General features: G+C 40.0%; 12 protein-coding genes and 1 pseudogene. 2 read left to right on the top strand and 11 right to left on the bottom strand.

Annotated features, from left to right (window positions below):
* Positions 1-188 precede the first annotated feature (188 nt).
* The 3 genes from B5X77_RS02570 to B5X77_RS02560 all read right to left on the bottom strand — a co-directional run bounded on the left by B5X77_RS02570 (position 189) and on the right by B5X77_RS02560 (position 6,912).
* Positions 189-4,061 carry an RNA-directed DNA polymerase gene (locus B5X77_RS02570; protein ID WP_079504811.1) on the bottom strand — a complete coding sequence of 1,291 codons (3,873 nt, stop codon included), beginning with the start codon at positions 4,059-4,061 and terminating at the stop codon, positions 189-191.
* 540 nt (positions 4,062-4,601) lie between these two features.
* Positions 4,602-5,576, bottom strand: coding sequence for an ornithine cyclodeaminase family protein (locus B5X77_RS02565; RefSeq protein WP_079504809.1), 975 nt, complete (start codon positions 5,574-5,576; stop codon positions 4,602-4,604).
* Between the two features lie 37 nt (positions 5,577-5,613).
* Positions 5,614-6,912 (bottom strand): MFS transporter, encoded by a 1,299-nt coding sequence (locus tag B5X77_RS02560; RefSeq protein WP_079505840.1) that lies wholly within the window; start codon positions 6,910-6,912, stop codon positions 5,614-5,616.
* 144 nt (positions 6,913-7,056) lie between these two features.
* Here B5X77_RS02560 and B5X77_RS02555 point away from each other — a divergent pair, with 144 nt between their 5' ends.
* The gene (locus tag B5X77_RS02555; RefSeq protein ID WP_079504807.1) at positions 7,057-7,545 is read left to right on the top strand and encodes a helix-turn-helix domain-containing protein; all 489 of its coding nucleotides are present in this window, start codon (positions 7,057-7,059) and stop codon (positions 7,543-7,545) included.
* Between the two features lie 160 nt (positions 7,546-7,705).
* Here the strand turns inward: B5X77_RS02555 and B5X77_RS02550 are convergent, their stop codons facing one another.
* The 6 genes from B5X77_RS02550 to B5X77_RS02525 form a co-directional block, all read right to left on the bottom strand.
* Complete coding sequence (locus B5X77_RS02550; protein WP_079504805.1) at positions 7,706-7,894, bottom strand: hypothetical protein; 189 nt, start codon at positions 7,892-7,894, stop codon at positions 7,706-7,708.
* 5 nt (positions 7,895-7,899) lie between these two features.
* Positions 7,900-8,859: a GAF domain-containing protein gene (locus tag B5X77_RS02545; protein ID WP_079504803.1), complete on the bottom strand. Its 960-nt coding sequence runs from the start codon at positions 8,857-8,859 to the stop codon at positions 7,900-7,902.
* A 305-nt stretch (positions 8,860-9,164) separates the two neighbouring features.
* Positions 9,165-13,577, bottom strand: coding sequence for a coiled-coil domain-containing protein (locus B5X77_RS02540; protein ID WP_079504801.1), 4,413 nt, complete (start codon positions 13,575-13,577; stop codon positions 9,165-9,167).
* On the bottom strand, positions 13,561-14,304 hold the full coding sequence (locus B5X77_RS02535; RefSeq protein WP_079504799.1) for a DUF6063 family protein: 744 nt from the start codon (positions 14,302-14,304) through the stop codon (positions 13,561-13,563). Before B5X77_RS02535 ends, B5X77_RS02540 begins: the two co-directional genes overlap by 17 nt.
* Entirely contained in the window at positions 14,294-15,805 is a 1,512-nt protein-coding gene (locus B5X77_RS02530) for a replicative DNA helicase (RefSeq protein WP_079504797.1), read from the bottom strand. Before B5X77_RS02530 ends, B5X77_RS02535 begins: the two co-directional genes overlap by 11 nt.
* On the bottom strand, positions 15,792-16,808 hold the full coding sequence (locus B5X77_RS02525) for a DUF2220 domain-containing protein (RefSeq protein WP_257391695.1): 1,017 nt from the start codon (positions 16,806-16,808) through the stop codon (positions 15,792-15,794). The genes B5X77_RS02530 and B5X77_RS02525 overlap by 14 nt, the downstream gene beginning before the upstream one ends.
* 170 nt (positions 16,809-16,978) lie before the next feature.
* On the opposite strand from B5X77_RS02525, the gene B5X77_RS02520 reads away from it, so the two are divergent.
* Entirely contained in the window at positions 16,979-17,419 is a 441-nt protein-coding gene (locus tag B5X77_RS02520; protein WP_079504795.1) for a GNAT family N-acetyltransferase, read from the top strand.
* A 97-nt stretch (positions 17,420-17,516) separates the two neighbouring features.
* Here the strand turns inward: B5X77_RS02520 and B5X77_RS23595 are convergent.
* Positions 17,517-17,912 (bottom strand): annotated as a pseudogene (locus B5X77_RS23595) (hypothetical protein); the annotation flags it as partial.
* A 64-nt stretch (positions 17,913-17,976) separates the two neighbouring features.
* The gene (locus tag B5X77_RS02510; RefSeq protein WP_079504790.1) at positions 17,977-18,135 is read right to left on the bottom strand and encodes a DUF3934 domain-containing protein; all 159 of its coding nucleotides are present in this window, start codon (positions 18,133-18,135) and stop codon (positions 17,977-17,979) included.
* Positions 18,136-18,311 lie beyond the last annotated feature (176 nt).

The raw sequence follows: 18,311 nt of genomic DNA, 5'->3' as shown, positions 1-18,311 counted from the left end.
ACCCTCTTCCGAAAGTTTTTGGCGGATAATCACATTTTAAGGGTTACATGTGATTGGTTTTTTAGCTTATAGAGCTTATAATACTATTAGTTTCAAACATTAATTAAACTTATATATCATTTACCAGAAAACTAGGGACAGTTCAACTTTAAAAGTCGAGCCGCCCCTGGTATAAAAACATTAAAACATTAAAACCACTTTCGACCTATATATCCTGCTGGTGGGGTTTTAAGTGGAGATACCTTTATTGGATTTACACCATGTTTAAACGAGGATGCATCCACTTCGAAAATACTAACAGCAACTTGGTTGTTCCCATGGGTATGTGCAATTTGGCGAGCATGTTTAGTAAATGGCGCTTGAGCAGTAGAGCCACCAAATTCCCCTGTATTTGCAAGTATTACCGGTTGATACATATGATACTGAAGAGCTGTAACCATATTATCAAACGTTTGTACATCCTGGTTCATTGCTGCTATTACATACATATCAGATACTTCCCTTAAATCAGCGGCAAGAGTTAAATCAGTAGCATCGTAGCAAATACTCCCTGTGATATTGAAGTTTTGTTGACCATTCCCCATGTTTATTATTAGTTGGTACGGCCGGTGACCGTTTATATTCATCTCTTTCTCAAACTTTGTCATATGTTGTTTGCCTTGATAGACATATATAAACTCTCTTCCAGTAGATCGTTCTGCTCTAAGTAACCAAAGCCCTTGGTTTATTATAGATTTATTGTCGTTTGAAGATATAAAGGTTAAACCTGTAAAAATATTTGCTTTAGTTGCATCAGACAAACCTCTTAATAAATCAATATCATCTGGATGTACTGTTAGTTCCGGAAAAACAATTAAATCTAAATAATTACTAGCACTTTCATAACTTTCTGCAGACCTACTTGCTTTAAGCTGGTTATTAACTAGATTGCATAAGGATGCAATATGATTCCTATGTTTTGCTCGAAAGGCAGGGGTCCAATGTAAAGGATCTTTCACATTGAAATCCGTTGTCTTGGGTAATAACGGTTGGACTATTGCTACTTGAATTTTTTGGTTCATTTTCTCCTTAATAGGTGGCAAAGGAAGAGTGTAAAAAGGGGTCTTAGATAAACTTCCATATATCTTATTTTGAAAATCCAACCTATCTTTAATAATCTTTATTAAATCTCCGGTATGATTAATTTTATCGAATTCATTGATTTGATCACTCCAATCCTTAATTCCCGGCCATTGGAGCAATTTAATTAAGAATTCACTAAGCCAAGGGGAGATGGGACTAGGTTCGTTCAAAAGACCTCTAGGATAAATACTCAACCCTAACCTTCTTGTAAACCAAGTAGACTTAAGCCCTTTATATGAACTGTTAGCTTCCCTCTTAAGAAAAGCATTTGACGTGAAGTCGTATTCTCCCGTTATAGAAGAACGTAATATTCTTCCCAACGAATACAACCATTCATAACCTTTTTTCACCCAAGGTGGAATCTCGCGATACTTTTGTATACTATCATTAGTAATTTGAAAATCCACTTTAAAATTTTCTTTTCTTGGGTTTTGTATTTCATTCCATTTAACTTCTTTTAGAAGTATGTCACTAGCCATTACACCCTTTTCCAAAACCTCTTGACCCCTAGAATGAACTAAAATGGATAATGCAAGTTTTAATAATGCATTTTCCTGTTTAAAAGGATTCTCACTACTTTGTATAATCCTAATTAGAGATTGTCTTCTTCCATCTTTTATGATTATTTCTTTATTCTCTAGAGGTTTTAATGAGGTTTTTAATTCAAATGGAATTTCCTTTATCCATTTAGCATTTTTTAATCTCCTAGATTTTATAATGTTGCTCATTATATCTGGACGGCTAAAAGACACTATCATTATCGCTTCTTTCCGTTTATCTGCATCGTCTTGATTTCTCATTAATTCTATAAACCATGTTACGTATTTTTCAGTATTAGGCTGAATTTGCTGGAGTACAAGAGATAGTGTAATAATATCTGAACTATAATTAATACTTGTTTTATAAAGAGCTATGTCTTGCAATAATGCATATTTCAACACCTTATTTTTTTCGATTGACTCTAAAGAATAACCGTAATCTCCTGATGATATTAAGTATAAGATAGCTTGATGTATTAAATACCAAGGGGATTCAGGACGATTGATAAGAAGATCTCTTGCAAAAACTACCAGTTCCTCTCTGAATCCTTTAAGGTCTGCCGATTCAGGATAATAGGTTTCTAAACGATATCCTATATCCGTAGCAGCTGCTCTTAGCAAGTCAGCACAGACATATTCTGCAACCTTCATTTCTTTTTTTATTATCTTATCTTGCGGTTGTACGTATAGCTTAGTTTTTAATGCTTCTAAAACCGGAATGAGTAAATCAGGGTCCGGGTATAAGTCCAAACCACATTTCAAGAGTAAGGTAAGAGAAGGATTAGCGGACCAGGCAGAAATTAATTTTCTTGCTGCAGATTCAAATTCATTATTTAACAATTGTCCTGCAGTAAAATTCTCTAGGTCATCTCCCTTATTTACGACTTCACTAAGGTCAGTCATGCTTCTTCTAAGCCGAAGCGTTCTTACCATTCTAGTTGCTACAAACCTTTTTAATGTATCATCCCGAATATCTATGTTTGGAGTAGATATATTGGCAAGAGTTAATGGATTATTAGTATACTTCACCTCATTTAATATTTGTTCCGATAAACCAAGTAATCCTTCAAGTCCCCCGGTGACCTGACGGAGTTCATCTACATCTGGTGTTCCACTTATAACTCCTTGGAACATATTCATTAAAGATGACACATTATTTTGTGCTATCAACTCTCTATACGGAGTTACTTTGGTTTTACTGTCGTTAACTTTAAGATTAAAGTCTGTGCCAATACTTTTTTGATATTCCTTTAGAAATTTATTTACTTCTTTAGTCACTAACTCACTTATTTTTTCTATATCAATGTCACTGGATGCTTCAATCACCAATCTTATATCATCCACATACCTACAATAATCTAGTAAAACAAATGATTTAGGAGTAAATGCACTATCGATCTTGGCACCAACCATGCGGTCAAAATTTATTAGATATGCATTAGATAGAAATCCACTGGCAACTAACCCTTGAGGGAGACCCTTAGGAAGATCCTTTCCAAGCAATTTTTTTGCACTATCAATATCACTATCTTCCCATTCCCATGAAAAAACACTCTCAAGTTTGTCCCAGAATTTATCCTCGTTATTATACTCAATGTCCAATATGTAGTTATTAAAATACTCTTTGTATAGCTTTTTTAATTGACCTATAAGTGCTTTAACATCAATATGATCATAAAACTCTTTTAAATCAATTGATACTACATATAATGTTTTATTGGGCGAAAGTCCTGATGCATATCCTTGACAGATTTTTTTTGGTCTTAATAAAAATGACCTATAATCTTGATAATATTGTCTATAACTTTGTGAACTTCCCCAGCTAAATATTCCCTTTTTATTTTTCTGAGGATTTGATTCCCAATTACAGTGTAACCTATTTCCATAACTATAAATTTGTTGTTTTTGTGCTGAAAAATAATTACTTTCCTCAGTGGGACCTTGGCAAGTTTCTATAGCATCTGCTAAACATAGCATCGCAGCAGTTGAAATTGTCTGATCTCTAATTGTTAGGTGCGTTAATGGTCTTAACCTTATTTCTTCATCTTTATCGTCAATTCGATCATCATTTAAATCTAATCGATCTTTTTTTCGCGAACTCCATAATTGAGTCATATCCTTGATTTTCGAATCTGAAAAATACCATTGTTTATTTTTAGGTGCTAAAACTAGCTTAATGGCGTCAGATTTATAATTCTCATCTTCTAACTCACGTATCCATAATGAGATATTATTCTCCAAGTCAACTGTCGAACAATCTAATTCCAATATATCTGCATACCAATTATGTTTCCTTATATATAATTGGGACTTCTTCCATGCTTGTGCTAAAACAACTTCATCACACAGATATTTTATTTGGGGAGCTATTACCTTATATTTGTCTTTTATAATCGACATTTCAACCTCCGCTTTAACTTATAATTCTATTACACTAATTTTCAGGAATTAGGAAAACTCTAGAAATATTTTAACATAATAATACAATTTTTCATTTACCTTTATAGATACAAATAAAGTAATCTTCTGCTATTTGAACGATAATAATCCATAAGTCCCTTCCAAAGAAAAACTTAAAATACAAGGATGGCATTCACATCTTACTTAAAAAATAGTTTTGAAAGAACGAGACACAGGAAGGTTCTCATCTCTCACTCGGGAATCGAAATAAAAGATAGATAAATTGGCTTTACGATTTTCTTTTAAGAAATAGTTTTGTTGACTATTAGATTGAGGCATTAGAAACTATTGGATGAAGTATTCAATGAATTGAGCTATACGAGGATGAACTCAGTTAATGCTCTTGAGAAGTAATATTTCAGTGTGAAGTAATTGCTCTGTCAACAATAAGTTAATCTCTCAGATTTAAAATATCATTTAAGGAATAAAATGGGGACATGAAATGCTTCCCCCATTTCCCTTAAAATCCTCCCCCTTAACCTACAAAAAAATCTCCTCCCCCTCAGTCTTCCCCTCCGCTTTCTCATAAACCCCCTTCGCCACAGCCAAATCAAAATGAGCCGCCCCAACCGATTTAAAAATAGTAATATCCTCAACTCGACGTTCGACCGGATTCATATGAAGTTCAGCCAACGTCCCTGAAAGCTGATCAAATGACCATTTACCTCGATGAACGGCATCTATGAACTCCCCAGCCTCAGCTTTCATCCCCTCATAATCATCTGCATAAATAAACGTTGCTTTTTCAATCGCACCTAACGGGATTTCTCGCATTTCGGGCAAGTAACTACCCACTCCGATAATATGTGTCCCTGCTTTTACATAATCGGCATCAAATACTTCTTCGGTTGACCGGGTAGCACAGCAAATGACATCGGACTGGGCGACGGCTTCGTTTCGGTCGACTCCGGTATGTATTTTAGCGGTAATACCTGCCTCTTTGAGCTTTTCGCCGAATGTGTAGGTTTTTTCAATGGAACGGTTGATTAAATAGATATCTTGGATTGGCAAGACGTTCACTATTCCCAGTACTTGCTCGAAGGCCATTCCGCCTGTGCCAATGACGGTCAGTACCTGGCTGTCGAGCCTGGCGAGGTGGCGGGCTGAGATGGCACTTAATGCGCCGGTTCTCAACCTTGTCAGGTAAGAAGCGGACAGTAAGCTTATATGTCTTCCTGTTTGTAGTTCTGTGAGTAAAATGGCTCCTTGTGTGGTCGGAAGATCGGCTGAGCTGTTATCAGGAAAAATTGAGACAATTTTGGTCGCTGCCATGGATGTTCCATCCGAACTTGGCATATAGAGAACAGATCCGTTGCGTTCAGGGACATTCAGTACTGTCCGGTGAGGATTTTCAACACGGCCTTCATGAATGGCCACTAACATGGCTTCGACATCGCGAATGGCATCTTCGATTTTATAGATGGACTGGATCAGTTGTTCGTTCAGTATAAGCATATAGAATCTCTCCTTTTTAAGAAAAAACTCGGCCAAATTATTTGGCCGAGCTCATTTTACCAGTGATCACAGTTGGTTCAACGCGGCTTTTCACTGCCCAGATGGCAATCAGTGACACCGCAGCAGTGAACATGATGTAGAGTGCAACTGGAACGTAAGAATTATCGAATGAAGCGAGCAGCGCTGTAGCAACGAGCGGCGCTGTACCGCCAGCAACTGCGGCACCGATTTGATAGCCTAGTGAGACCCCGGTATAGCGAACCTTGGCATCAAAGATTTCAGAGAACATGGTTCCAAGTACTGCCGTAATCGGAGCCCAAATGATCCCCAGGCCGATAATCGTCGCCAACACCAGCATGAGCACACTGCCTTGATGAATCATCCAGAAGTATGGGAAAGCGAAAGCCATCATCGCCAATGTACCGGCGATATACATTTTCTTGCGGCCAATTCGGTCTGACAGACTTCCCATGATTGGGATAAGGATCGTCGTAATGACGGTTGAAACCATGACGGAACCTAACACAGCGGAGCGGCTGAATCCTAGAGTGCTTGTCGCATACGAAACAATGAACGTACTGAAAATATAGAATGGAGCTGTCTCAACCACTTTCGCACCGATTGTGATGAGCACTTCTTTCCAGTAATAGCGAAGTGTATCGACGATTGGCAGCTTTGGAATTTCACCTTTTTGCTGAACTTCCTTGAATTCTGGTGTCTCATCGATTCCTTTTCGGATCCATAAACCAAAGACCACGAGCAATGCACTAAAGATGAATGGCACGCGCCAGCCCCATGACATGAATTGCTGCTCTGGCAATAAGCTCATGAGCCAAAGAGCGAGCGTACCCATCACCATTCCGATCGTCACACCCATTTGCGGGATGGATCCGAAGAATCCTCTGCGTTCTGGCGGAGCATACTCAGTTGCAAGCAGCAGAGCTCCTCCCCATTCCCCGCCGATTCCAAGTCCCTGGATCAGACGAAGCGTGATCAAAATGATTGGTGCAGCTACACCAATTGCTTGATATGTAGGCAAGATACCCATTGCGAATGTTGCAGCACCCATCAAGCTCAATGTTAAAACGAGTGTTTTTTTCCGGCCGATTCGATCCCCGATATGACTAAAAATGATTCCTCCAAATGGCCGGATGAAAAACGAAAGTGCAAACGATGCATACGCTAAAAGCAAGCCTACTGTCGGGTCCTCGTTGACAAAGAATAATTGGTTAAATACAAGTGCGGCCATTGTTCCATATAGAAAATAGTCAAACCATTCAATGGAACTGCCAACAAGGCTGGCAATCAATACACGATAAGTTGTTTTCTTATCCAATTGTTGCATTTTGTCTTCCTCCCCTTTTAAAATTGAAGTGTCACTTCAATTAAATTTTAGATAACGATAAATATTCTGTCAACTTTGTTCAGATTGACACAATCCATATATAAGGGAAAAATAGGAATAGGTAGGTGAGGTTTTATGATCGGTGTACGACTTAAAGAAATCCGGAAAGAGAAAAATATGACTTTGAAAGAACTTGCCGAAGGGGCTGGTGTATCCATCAGCTTTCTATCACAAGTAGAACGCGGGAAGTCCAGCGTCACATTGGAATCCCTTCGTAAAATATCCGAAGTTCTTGGCGTCAATCCAAGTACTTTTTTTCCAAGTAACAATGAGCCTGTGAGTGGACCATCATTTCATTATAGAGACCTGACACAACAAGTCCCAAACCCGGACTTTCATCCCATACTCGTTACACTTCCAGCAAACCAGAGCGACGGGCAGCCCTTCGCACATAGCGGACATGAATTTGTCTATGTAATAGAAGGAACTTTGACACTGCAAATAGGTACAAAGATGATTGAACTGCAACAAGGAGAATCCTGGTTCTTTTCCGCTAGCGAAACTCATTATTGGTATAACCATACCGATCAGAGCATTCGGTTTTTATTGGTGTCGTCAAGGTAAAACAAGGGGGGTTCTTCAGTCCCTGACCAGTACCATCCCACACATCTCCCGCTTCTTAATATATGGCAAGAACCTAATTCCACATGGAATTAGGTTCTAAGTAATATTCAATATAAAAGAAAAGTATTCTTTGCAAATGGCAAAACATCACCAAATAAAATTATTGCTTGGTCAACATCTTTTCTTTTTTTGTTCTTAGTCTGCCATGGTCATCTTCATATGTTTCAACTAACCCTAAACTAGCAGCTCTTTTCAATAGTTGATTTGTTCTATTGTGGGAGGAAGCCAACCTTTGATTTCTTCTTTGGACTATTCTTAATCCATTCGTTCTACTTTTTAATGTTGACATAATAATCACTCCTTCCCGCTTATTAACATTTTATCATAAAAGTGAGCTAATCCACACATATCAGCATAAAAAACAACTGTCCTTTCATCATCTTCGGCAAAATCCTCAGGGTCCTCACTTTGAATGCATAATACTCCAACAACCTTTTTACCAATCCTAATTGGGACACCCAATATTGACCCGTACTCATGTTTTGGTGCAAACTTTCCTTGGAAGTGTTCATTTTCTTCGTTAACATTATTTATTAATACGGTTTGATTAACATCCCAAATATGTCCTGCAAATCCTTCTCCTTTTTTAAACACCCTTTCCCGTGATGAACTAAATTCAATCCTGTTGTAAGCAAACATCTTAAGCTCTTCTTCCTCAATAAAATAAATTGTGGATGATTTATCCGCACGATCCTCCAATAAGATGGTTACGCACTCATCTAGAATGTTATTACAAAATTCATATTTCCAAGTCGGTTTTCCTTCATCCAGCAATTGAATCAAGGACCTAACAAGCCGGCTGGCATTTTTATGGTGACGAATGAATATATCACTTATGTACGTTACTTCGTCCAGATCAATAGCCTTTAATTCCACTTCTTCAATTAAATCAATGTTTATTTCCTCTAAATCCTCTATCTTCTTATTTAGTTCATCGTTTTCCTTAATGAGACTTTTATCTAAGTAGTGTTGTTCTTTCTCAAAAGCTTCATCATACATGAAATTTGGAATATTAGTAAATCCGATAGAAACTGCACTGGGATTTGTTCTAAGGTATTTTGCCAACCCATTCGTAATGACAATAACTGCGACTACTATTCCAATCCATTTAATAACATCAAATGGCATTATCTCTTTTTGTGGAAGAAAAAACTCGATAATCTTTACAATTACCTCTCCCACAGCTAACAAAATTATTAAAGTCAACCCTAATCCAATAAACCGACTTAACCACTTCTTCTTTGACTTACTCATCAAGATCACCACAAATATATAGAATTCTCACAAAATATATTCGACATTTTTCTTCATTTAACCTCTTATAAACCACAAAAAAAGAATCTTATTATCCTACACAAAATTGGAGACAATTGGACAGCTCCCTCCCCTCAGTGTTGAACGAAGATAGGGCATGTCCCATTACCACCCACCAAAAAAGAAGCACAAACTCGTAGCTTCCAAAAACCTTTACGAAAAAGGAGCAAAAGGTCCATCCCTTACTCCCTCAGCTGAAAACACAACAAAGCACGGAAACCTTGATCTCCGTGCTTTATTTTAACTCATGAGAATAACTCCAACTGCTCTACCTCTCCCAATCGCTCCAGGGCCTGTGGTTCATGATCCTGGAAATAGGCTTGGTGTAGTTGTTTGATTTTGGTCATGATTTGTTTGTTTGAGTCTGCTGCTTTTCGTAGGCGGCAGCTGTAGATGACTGGGAAGTAGTCGCGCAGGAACTTTCCTTCGGCGTGCGCGGTTAGGGCGATGATCTGGAATCCAAGTTGTTCTGCAATGAAGAATACTGGATTCAAGACGTGATCGCTGGATGCTTTACCGAATGGGTTGTCCATGATGACTACTCGATGGCGCTTAGTTTTAGCAACTGAGTGTTTCCGTTTTTCGGTAACGTAATTTAAGATACCGAGGAAGAGGGTCATGTTTTTGCTCCACTTTTCTCCTCCAGACCAGGCATTGGACTGCTCCCATGAGTACGATCGGGTGGTCACCTGATTATCGTTTGTGACTTTACGGCAGGTCACTTTCATGCTCTCATTATTCATGACAATGCGGAGAAGCTGTTTGGAGTGAATCCACGTTTCAATCTCTTTGCGCATCTTGCCGTAATCTTCGGTTCCATCACTACTTAAAAATCGGTCTGAATCCAATTGCCCCAATATCCATTCAATGTGCTTGCGGATCCTGCTTTTTCCTTCTTCCTCCGTCCATGCTGGAATGGAGAACTGGAAGATTTCCTTCCATTTATCGTCGACTTTGACTTTCGTCTTTTTAGGAATCAAGGCTAGTTCGCCCGCAATCGTAAACAAGTGGCTGTTGATATGGGTGACGAATTGTTCGAGCTGTTTGTCATGGTCGATGATCGTCGCTTCATTGTATTTGATCGCGGTCTGGATCCGCTTTTGCATGTGCCTCTGGAATTCTAGCACTTCCCCATACGTCTTCTTGCTGTCAATTCCCTGCCGTGCCATTTCCCGCATTTTTACGTTCGTGATATTGTTTTTGCAAAAATGCTTAAACGTTTCTTTTGCATGTTCGACTTTTCCCTTTTCAGCCCCAACAAGATTACTCATTCTGGTCAACTGATCCGTAACTCCTTTTACAAAATCCTTTCTTCGATAGGTAAAGGCTTGAAGTTCGTCTTCTTCCAAAATGGCGGCTTTGACGGTTGGTCCTTTAAAATGATGGGCTTCTTCAAAGCGGTCAAGCTGATGAAAAGCCTGTTGGAGGGAGTTGATTTCTCCTTCCAAGCGCGTTTGTTCTTTTTGTAAAAAGGCTTTTCGCTCCTCTAGTATTATTGCCTCTTCTTGCAACTCTTCCTGGATGTCCGCTGCGCTTTTTGTAAAGAAGATTGGCTCTGCCTGCGGAAAGGCTGTTGCGAATTTTTCCTGAGCGATCTCAACTGCTTTATCCTGTTGGATTTTTAAAGTATTCTGCGAGTTATACTTCTTCGTTTCCTGTTGAACAGTTTCTTCAAGGTCCTTAATTCGCAGTCGTAACGATGAAATTCTTTCAGTTCCATTTGGCGGGAAGATTATTTCCTCATCCAGGTCAGCATGCTCAAGCCTTGCATCTTCCATTCCTTTTTCAATCCTCTTAAGTTCCTCTCGGGTATGGGAAATCTTCAATTCTATTTCATTCCTCGTACCGGAAAGCTTCCTCAAAGCAAAATTCAGTTCATCTCTTGCCTCTTGTAAAACAGCCCTTGATTTATTGGCGTAAACCGGTTGAACGTTTATCACTTCAGCATATAAAGGGTCAGCCTGCTGCCTTTTAGCATAGCTTGTTTCTTCCCAAATGTCTTTCTCTTTCAAATCCAGTTCTTCTTTTAATCGCTTTTCATGCTCTTTGTAGCGTTTGATCTGCCGCTCCGATTTCCCCGATTGTTCAACCAGTTTCTCCCGATGGCTAAGCAGTTCATTCCGTTCTTTCTCCAACTGAAGGTATTCACGTGCATCCTTCAACTTTCCTTCCAGACCATTGTGCTCATCTGAGTATACCTTCACCCGGTCTTCCTGGGACTTCATCAGTTCCCTATTTTCCGAAATGGTTGCTCGGTTATCCCTTATCTGGATATCTAACTGGCTAAGAGTTTGAAATAACTCATGTACATAACTCTTTTGCTGTTGTACTTCCTCATAAGGATAGTTTTGAAAAAATTCGATAAGCTGGGCATCTGCTTTTTTCCACCTCTCCAATTGTCCTTCGATTTCAAGTCGATCCTTCTTGGCTTTCTCAGCGTATTGCATCATCGTTAGTTTCCATTTTTGAAAAAGATCAGGCGAATGGTTTTCACGCCAATGAGCCGGTGCCACAACATTCGATTCCGTGTTCTCACCCTGTACAATGGCACTTGCCTGTTCGATTGTCATCACATTAATGGGAAATTGCAGCTGCTGCTGAACAGACTGTACCTTTGAGAGCAAATGCGACATGTCAGTGGCAGTGGTCACCAAGGTAACCGGCCAGAGAGGATAGATAGCTGCACTTTCTGTGGCAGACTCTTCAAGCGACTGAATAAATTGAACGCCCGTTTGCAAAAAGCTAAATTGGTTTGTCCACTTAATGATTTGTTTTTCAAGGAAAGGGTCGGCAAAAAATAGATCTTGTTCTCCATAGTCATCGATGCGTCTATAGGCAATCCGCTCCTTGAACAAGCTTGATTCCCTTTCCCGTTCCAAACCCTCAAGCTGATCCCGAACTTGACGCACAATTGAATCTTGTTTCAAATACAGTGAATCGACCTGTGCCCATTGGGGGCGAAGTCTAGCCAGCACTACTTTTACTTTATCGTGATCTTGGTCCGCTAGATCCACTTCTAGCTTTGATTTTGAATACACTTCCCATTTCTGGCTCTTCTCCGTATTTAATCTCTCCTGCTGAACTTCCAACTCTAAAAGGAATGTGGCGATCCTCTTGTTTTCCGTTTTCAATTGAACGGTCTGTTCATCCAAGAGTCCAAGACGCTGCTCCCATTTTGGCACACTCTCTTTCACCGTTTCCTGATTCGGATTAGATAGAATTCGCTGCCTGATCCGCTTCAACTGGGCTTCTAAGGTATCGATGGTTCCAATCTTTTGATTTAGCAGTCCTTTTACCTGTTCGAGCTCATTTTCTTGTTTCTGCCTATCCCTTTCCATTTGTTTCAACGCTTCCTCAATCGGGCGCCTTTCAATTTTTAAGTCCTGAGTCCGTTTCAGACTTGCCTCGATTTCCTGGCTAAAATAACCCTTCAGTTCACGGCTATTCTCCTCCAGCCGATCTTGAATATCCTGAATGTCTTCATCCTCGTCCAATTCCGCCAACTTCTCCAAATGAAAGGCAAGTTTTTCACTCGCTTCCTTCCATTCTTTTTTCAACTGTGCAAGCTTGAGGGAATGATATTGATTTTTTGAAGCTGAAAGGTTTTCTTGAACTATATGGAGCTGCTGCTCAGATTCTTTCCACTCGGCTTCAATGGTCTGCAAGAGAAGCCTTTCTTTATATAGATCAAGAGAGAAAACCTTTTTCTTGTTCTCGTTTTCTTCCTGCTCCCATTGCGTCATTTTTTCAACGAGACCTTTAAGCTCTTGCAAAGCATGCTGTTCTTGCCGAGAAATTTCCTCTAGAACAGCTTTGGCCCGTCCCTTGACTCGCTGATACGCCTGCTGCTGTTCAAAAAGTCTCTCATAAGTCGAGGCATATCGGTTGAGTTGTTCCTCGATGGCCTTGTTTTCTTCAATTTGTTCCTTTAATTCTTTGTACAGCTTGAAGCTGGCTCGATGCTTTTCAAATGTGTCTGCGAACGTATTCGCGTGGTGTCCTGCAATGGCGCCTTCCACTGTCGGAATCAACAGGCGGTCAAAAAGCTGGTTCGTCTGCTTGCATTCATCAAAAAAAGCTTCGACTCCCCCTTCTGTACTATTAATCTTTACAACCGCTTCCCATTCGTCTGTGATGATGTGATACTGATCTTCAATATGATTCTGGAACGCTTTAATCGTTGAAAAAGTGTGGGCATTCATATTCTGATGCGCCATGTTGGAATAGTAATCGGAAATCTCTCCCCGGTCGGAAGGGCGATTGGTATCTTTCCGGACAAAAGGCAGATCTTCAATCCCACTCTTGTCTCCAGCCTTATATTCGTATACATAGCGGTATGAATCCAATCCATTCTTGGTTAAAAACAAACTGACACATGTAAGTAAATAGTGACGAGGCGAATCAGAGAGAATCCATTCAATCGCGATGTGCGCAGGGTAATTATCAAGCTGCAACGTCTGCTTTATCTTTCGTTCAGCTAGTGAAGTGTGGGGCATAATCGCTTGCAGAGCGGTTTGGATAAAGACCGTCTTCCCTCCTCCATTTTCTAGTAGAATCGCACCATTGTATCCGTCAAATCTAAATAGTTCATCATTGTACCGTTTCATGCCATCTTCATAGACGACATTCGTAAAGCGGATCTTACTGATGGTCGGCATATTCCGCTTCCTCCTCCCATTGATAGATAAACTCAAGGATGCCTTTGTTGTACTCCACTTCCATGAAAAAGCGCTGGACGATCGTTTTAGCTTTTTCAGTCAGAATGATTTCGTTATTACCAATTTCAGCGATTAATTCTTGGGCAACAAGAAAACGTTTCACCGTATCCATAAAGCTCAACCGGCTAATCGTGTTTCCGCTCTGCTTCTTGGCACTTTCTTTGATATCATTCATGTCATCCCACTTACCAACAATCTGGCCCCAATTATAAGAAAACTCTCTCTCTCGTTCCTTCAACATCTCATCATCCAGTTCCTTCAGCAAATCAATTCGCTCATGAACTAGCTTTACCCAATCATCGAGCTGAAGAAAGTCCCGAGTCGGCTCAAGCGTCTGATAGCTATCATAAAAGGCGCCGAACAGCACAATCGATGCAAAGTAGAGCAAATATAAATCAGCATTGGTCGCTCCTGATTTCAGGTAAGTCCTTTTGATATAGTCATTATTCACATGAAATGGAGAAAGCTTTGTCTTAGGAATCATATACATTTTTTCACCAGCAGGCACGATGACACAATCGACTTTGTGGGCAAAGCCGTCCACCAGCGCCCGAACCGAATCATCTGCTATGTATAATGAAAGGGAATCGCTTCCGGCCTGACCATCTCTTGCCAGGATCATATATAGTTCAAAAGCTTGCATAACTTTGCTTTCGCTATAATTCATTTTCAAAATCCTCCTTTAAAACAATCTCCATTTCCTGAATCGAAAATCGCTCTGTTACATGAAGAGTTTCCCCCTTTTCAAAAACCAGCAATGTCCTGCTCCCCAACAATGCCAGTGCATCATCCATAATATGACTAGCATCATCTTCTTCTCGTTCAATAGGTCCACTTGATACTGGTGAGCGTTGATGGAGAATGAGCCAAAAATCATACAAAAATCGTTGATTCAATAATGGGTTATCTTTTTCACGTATGTATGTGAGGATTTCAGAAAGTTGATTCTTTCCTTCATCCAATGCCTCCAACATCAATTTCATTACATGCCCGTAATTTTTCCGCAAAATTTGCTGGTAATTGTTCTCCTTCTGATCGTCAAGTTCCATAAACCCGAATTCGACGGATTCCTCGCGTTCTTCGCGGATATTCTGTTCGGCAAAAAGTGTCAGCGGAGACCACGACTGCTCCTGTTGAACATGCAGGAACGGATGCAGCAATCCTTTCATTGCTTCAAGCGGGAGCGGTGTCCCGATGATTTTTGCGTTAATGTCCTGATCGAAATTGAATGCATCGATTCCTGTATAATAGAGGGATTCCTGAGCCGCCTTTAATGTATGATTCTTTAATTCTATGCTTTGCTCAAGCAATCTCGAATGCTCATAATGGACCTCTTCCAGATGATTGGTGATTTCTAGGACATACTTATAGGTTTTGGCTTCTTTTTTGTGATAATCCTTTTCATACAAGCGGTCTTTTGTTTCTTTTACAAATTGGCGGAGCTCGGTAAATTCCTCATTTTCCCGTTCCAGTCTAGCATGAATATCTTCGAGCAGCTGTTTGTAACGGTCGAAGGTCTCCTCCGAAACGATGCTGCGCTGTATTTCGTGACGCAATTTTAACATCCGTTCATTTAGTGACTCGACGTCGATTCTCATTTCATTGATTTGGCGGAGGGCACCTTTGAATTCGCCTTTCTCTAGCTGTTTCCGAAGCATGAGCTGATTGATGGAAAGCTGGAACTCACTATAGAATTCTTTGGTGGCAAACACGAGCTCAAGTCCATCTTCATCCAGTGTGTAATATTGCGTGTTCGTTATAGAATCGAAATTATTCGCCTTAAGCAATGAGTATTCTAGCTCATCTTCCTTAAACTCCTCCCAATTAAAGAAGGAATAGGAACGCTTTTTCCCCGTCGCCGGCCTGAATGTCATGATGATGGCTGTGGCAATTTCTTCACAAGTTTGGATATCCAGCGTATACTGGCGTGCCGATATTCGCTGAAGGAACTTTGCCAAGTCTTTTGTGCCCGTCTTCATTTTCCGCATGATTTTTTGCTCGAAGAAAAAGAGCAACGAGAGCAATCCAAGTCCTTTCATATCAATTGGCTGATCCAATTGGTCTTTCATTTTTTTGCGTTCTAGTTCATATAGGGGATCAAACAATGCCAGGCGGCGCATTCGCTCTTTAAACCCTGACGTCACTTCCGTTAGTTCATTCAATTCCATGAGATTGCCTCCAAATTTCCTGTAACTCCTTCGTCTTCAACACTTCCTGAGGAAGGTATTGTCCATTTTCCAACATGGTTAGTAGCTGAAGATTCTCACCTTTTGAAAAATAAGTCAGGAATTCCAAGATCGCTTCTTGGTCATAACGCTGATTGGTCTTTCCGGCAAGTGTATCTTTGCTTAGGCATGCCTGGTAAAAGGGTAAATAAAGCTTGGCAGGAACTTTTTGATTCAACTTATGCCATATAAAGATGCCGGACCGATCGATGTCGCCAAAGTAATAAAATTCATGATTCTTATTGGATAGCGGAAGTTGACGATCAAACTGCTCGATGCTCTTAATGATTTTGTTACCGCATCCGTAAATTAGAGTTGTGAACACCGTTTTTGGCAGTGCGTCCTCTAATGCCTGGAACGTCGTTTTGTTCTCCACAATCAAATGGAGGTGTTTGTTCCGGTTTATAGCACTTGGATTCAAAGAAAACATCAGAGGATCTGCTACCGGGATGATTTTCATTGGGGCCAGGAGCCCGATTCGTTTAAGTAATTCTTCTCCACGCTTTTCCGTGATCCACTTTTCATCACCAATAAGTTCTACACTCCGCTCAGGTGCAGGAACTTCATAGGCAGGAAAACCTTTTTCTTCTATATAACTACTTATCTTCAGTATGTATGGAGAATCGTGATTCCAAAGAGAAGGCTCTTCGGAAAAATACGAGTCAAGTTGAATGGATGGATGCAAAAGGATCCTGTGTTTTAAGAGGTCAGCATGGTGAGCCTGTTTCAGAGGGGTGGTGTGAATGCGATAAACATAGGCTAGAGATGGATTCCGTGTGTTTCGTCCTTTTGATTTCATCATTTCAATTACACCCTCTTCTTCAAGTGAAAGAACAGTTTGGGCAAATTGTTCATATGACATACGTGGCAACATGATTTCCAACTCAGACAGCTCAATCGTCTTTCTTTTATAGACTGCTAACATAGTTCTCGCTGAATTCAACACAAAGAAACCCTCCATTTTTTTACAATCTCCTGCTATTATTCTACTAAATTCCTCCTCTTTCGTCAGTAGGTATCTTTATTAAAAGGAGACATAGTGAACGTTTCCATGCTCTTACGAAGCGTTAGTGCGCAATGGTCACAAAGAAGGTTTGGTAAGAAAAGCATTACGAACTGCTGAATGAACCAGGGTGGCTAAAATATATTGGCGATAAAGGCATTCGGTCGCTTGAGGATGCCAAGAATTATATTTTGACCGGGCCAAGAAAGATGTATGAACGAGTGGGGTTCGGACTTTTTGTGGTTGAACTAAAAGAGAGCCAACTGCCGATGGGTTTATGCGGCCTGATTAAACGGGATGGACTGGAGGATGTCGATATTGGATATGCCTTTCTTGCCGAACATCAATCAAAAGGATATGCCTTTGAATCAGCAAAAGGAACATTGGAATATGCCCGTAAACTAGGTTTGGAGCGAATCGTTGCCATTACAACCAAAGATAATGCCTCCTCCTCAAAACTCCTTGAAAAGCTTGGGATGAGTTTTGAAGGATACGTGACTCTTCCTCAAGACGATGAGGAGCTTAAACTCTATGCTATAAACGTAGCAAAATAATGGATTTGGGAAATGCTCTTTTTAATGTATGGCTCATTGCAAATGCTTGAACCCTAAATGCCTGGCTTTATCAACCAGGCGTTATTTTCTGGTCATTTTAATTGTTCATATTAACGAACTTTCCCTCCAAAGCCTCAATATACCTCTTCCGGAATTTTGAACAGACTGATGGGCATCTTCCTTAATGACACGATGTTAAGCATTATATAGTCGATCGAAATTTAGAACCGACTTTAGCTGCCATCTCCTGGACCTTGTCAGCTGGCAATGGAATAAGGTTGGGATAACTACACATGAAACTTACCCATTTTCGGTCGGCCACTATTTGAATAATATCACCAGTAAGAAGTACCCCTTGCTTGATCATATCATTTTCCCAATGTAAAACACTTCCTTCATTAAAATGACCACCCAAACGATGCAATGTTACACCCGCATCAAGCTCCAGAGAATCACCAGTCCAGAATATGATCCTGTCACTACGCTTAGGAACACACTGTCATCTAAAGCAAAAAAACACTTAGAGAATCAACTCTATGTGTTTTCTGAAATCTATATCAGTCATCATTACTCGTCTTGGAACCATCTGTGTTTTTTACACCTTTGCTTTTGTAAGGTTTAGCACTTTTTGCTTTGTTTGCACTAGCTTGCCAGCGGTTCCAGCCTTTCTTGCCTGTTCCTCTGCCTGTTCCGCTTTTACCCTTGGTTTTACTCATTGAATCAACTCCATTATTCTTTACGTTGATGTACCGCTCATTGAATAGTCTTAACCATTTTACATGGGTAAAACCAAAAGCAATGAAATATAAGCATATTACATTAGTTAGTATTTTACCAACACACAATTATAAAAACCTGATGCAGCAAAGGAATGTTTCCTTTGCTTCTTTCT

The sequence above is a fragment of the Mesobacillus jeotgali genome (assembly GCF_900166585.1).
GTDB lineage: Bacteria > Bacillota > Bacilli > Bacillales > Cytobacillaceae > Mesobacillus > Mesobacillus jeotgali_A.
Note: the sequence above shows the minus strand (reverse complement) of the source record. Positions and strands in the feature narration are given on the sequence as shown.

Coding starts and splice junctions, on each gene's coding strand:
- B5X77_RS02535 (WP_079504799.1), bottom strand. CDS start 14,304: ATGAATTATAGCGAAAGCAAAGTTATGCAAGCTTTTGAACTATATATG.
- B5X77_RS02570 (WP_079504811.1), bottom strand. CDS start 4,061: ATGTCGATTATAAAAGACAAATATAAGGTAATAGCTCCCCAAATAAAA.
- B5X77_RS02550 (WP_079504805.1), bottom strand. CDS start 7,894: ATGTCAACATTAAAAAGTAGAACGAATGGATTAAGAATAGTCCAAAGA.
- B5X77_RS02540 (WP_079504801.1), bottom strand. CDS start 13,577: ATGCCGACCATCAGTAAGATCCGCTTTACGAATGTCGTCTATGAAGAT.
- B5X77_RS02565 (WP_079504809.1), bottom strand. CDS start 5,576: ATGCTTATACTGAACGAACAACTGATCCAGTCCATCTATAAAATCGAA.
- B5X77_RS02555 (WP_079504807.1), top strand. CDS start 7,057: ATGATCGGTGTACGACTTAAAGAAATCCGGAAAGAGAAAAATATGACT.
- B5X77_RS02545 (WP_079504803.1), bottom strand. CDS start 8,859: ATGAGTAAGTCAAAGAAGAAGTGGTTAAGTCGGTTTATTGGATTAGGG.
- B5X77_RS02530 (WP_079504797.1), bottom strand. CDS start 15,805: ATGGAATTGAATGAACTAACGGAAGTGACGTCAGGGTTTAAAGAGCGA.
- B5X77_RS02510 (WP_079504790.1), bottom strand. CDS start 18,135: ATGAGTAAAACCAAGGGTAAAAGCGGAACAGGCAGAGGAACAGGCAAG.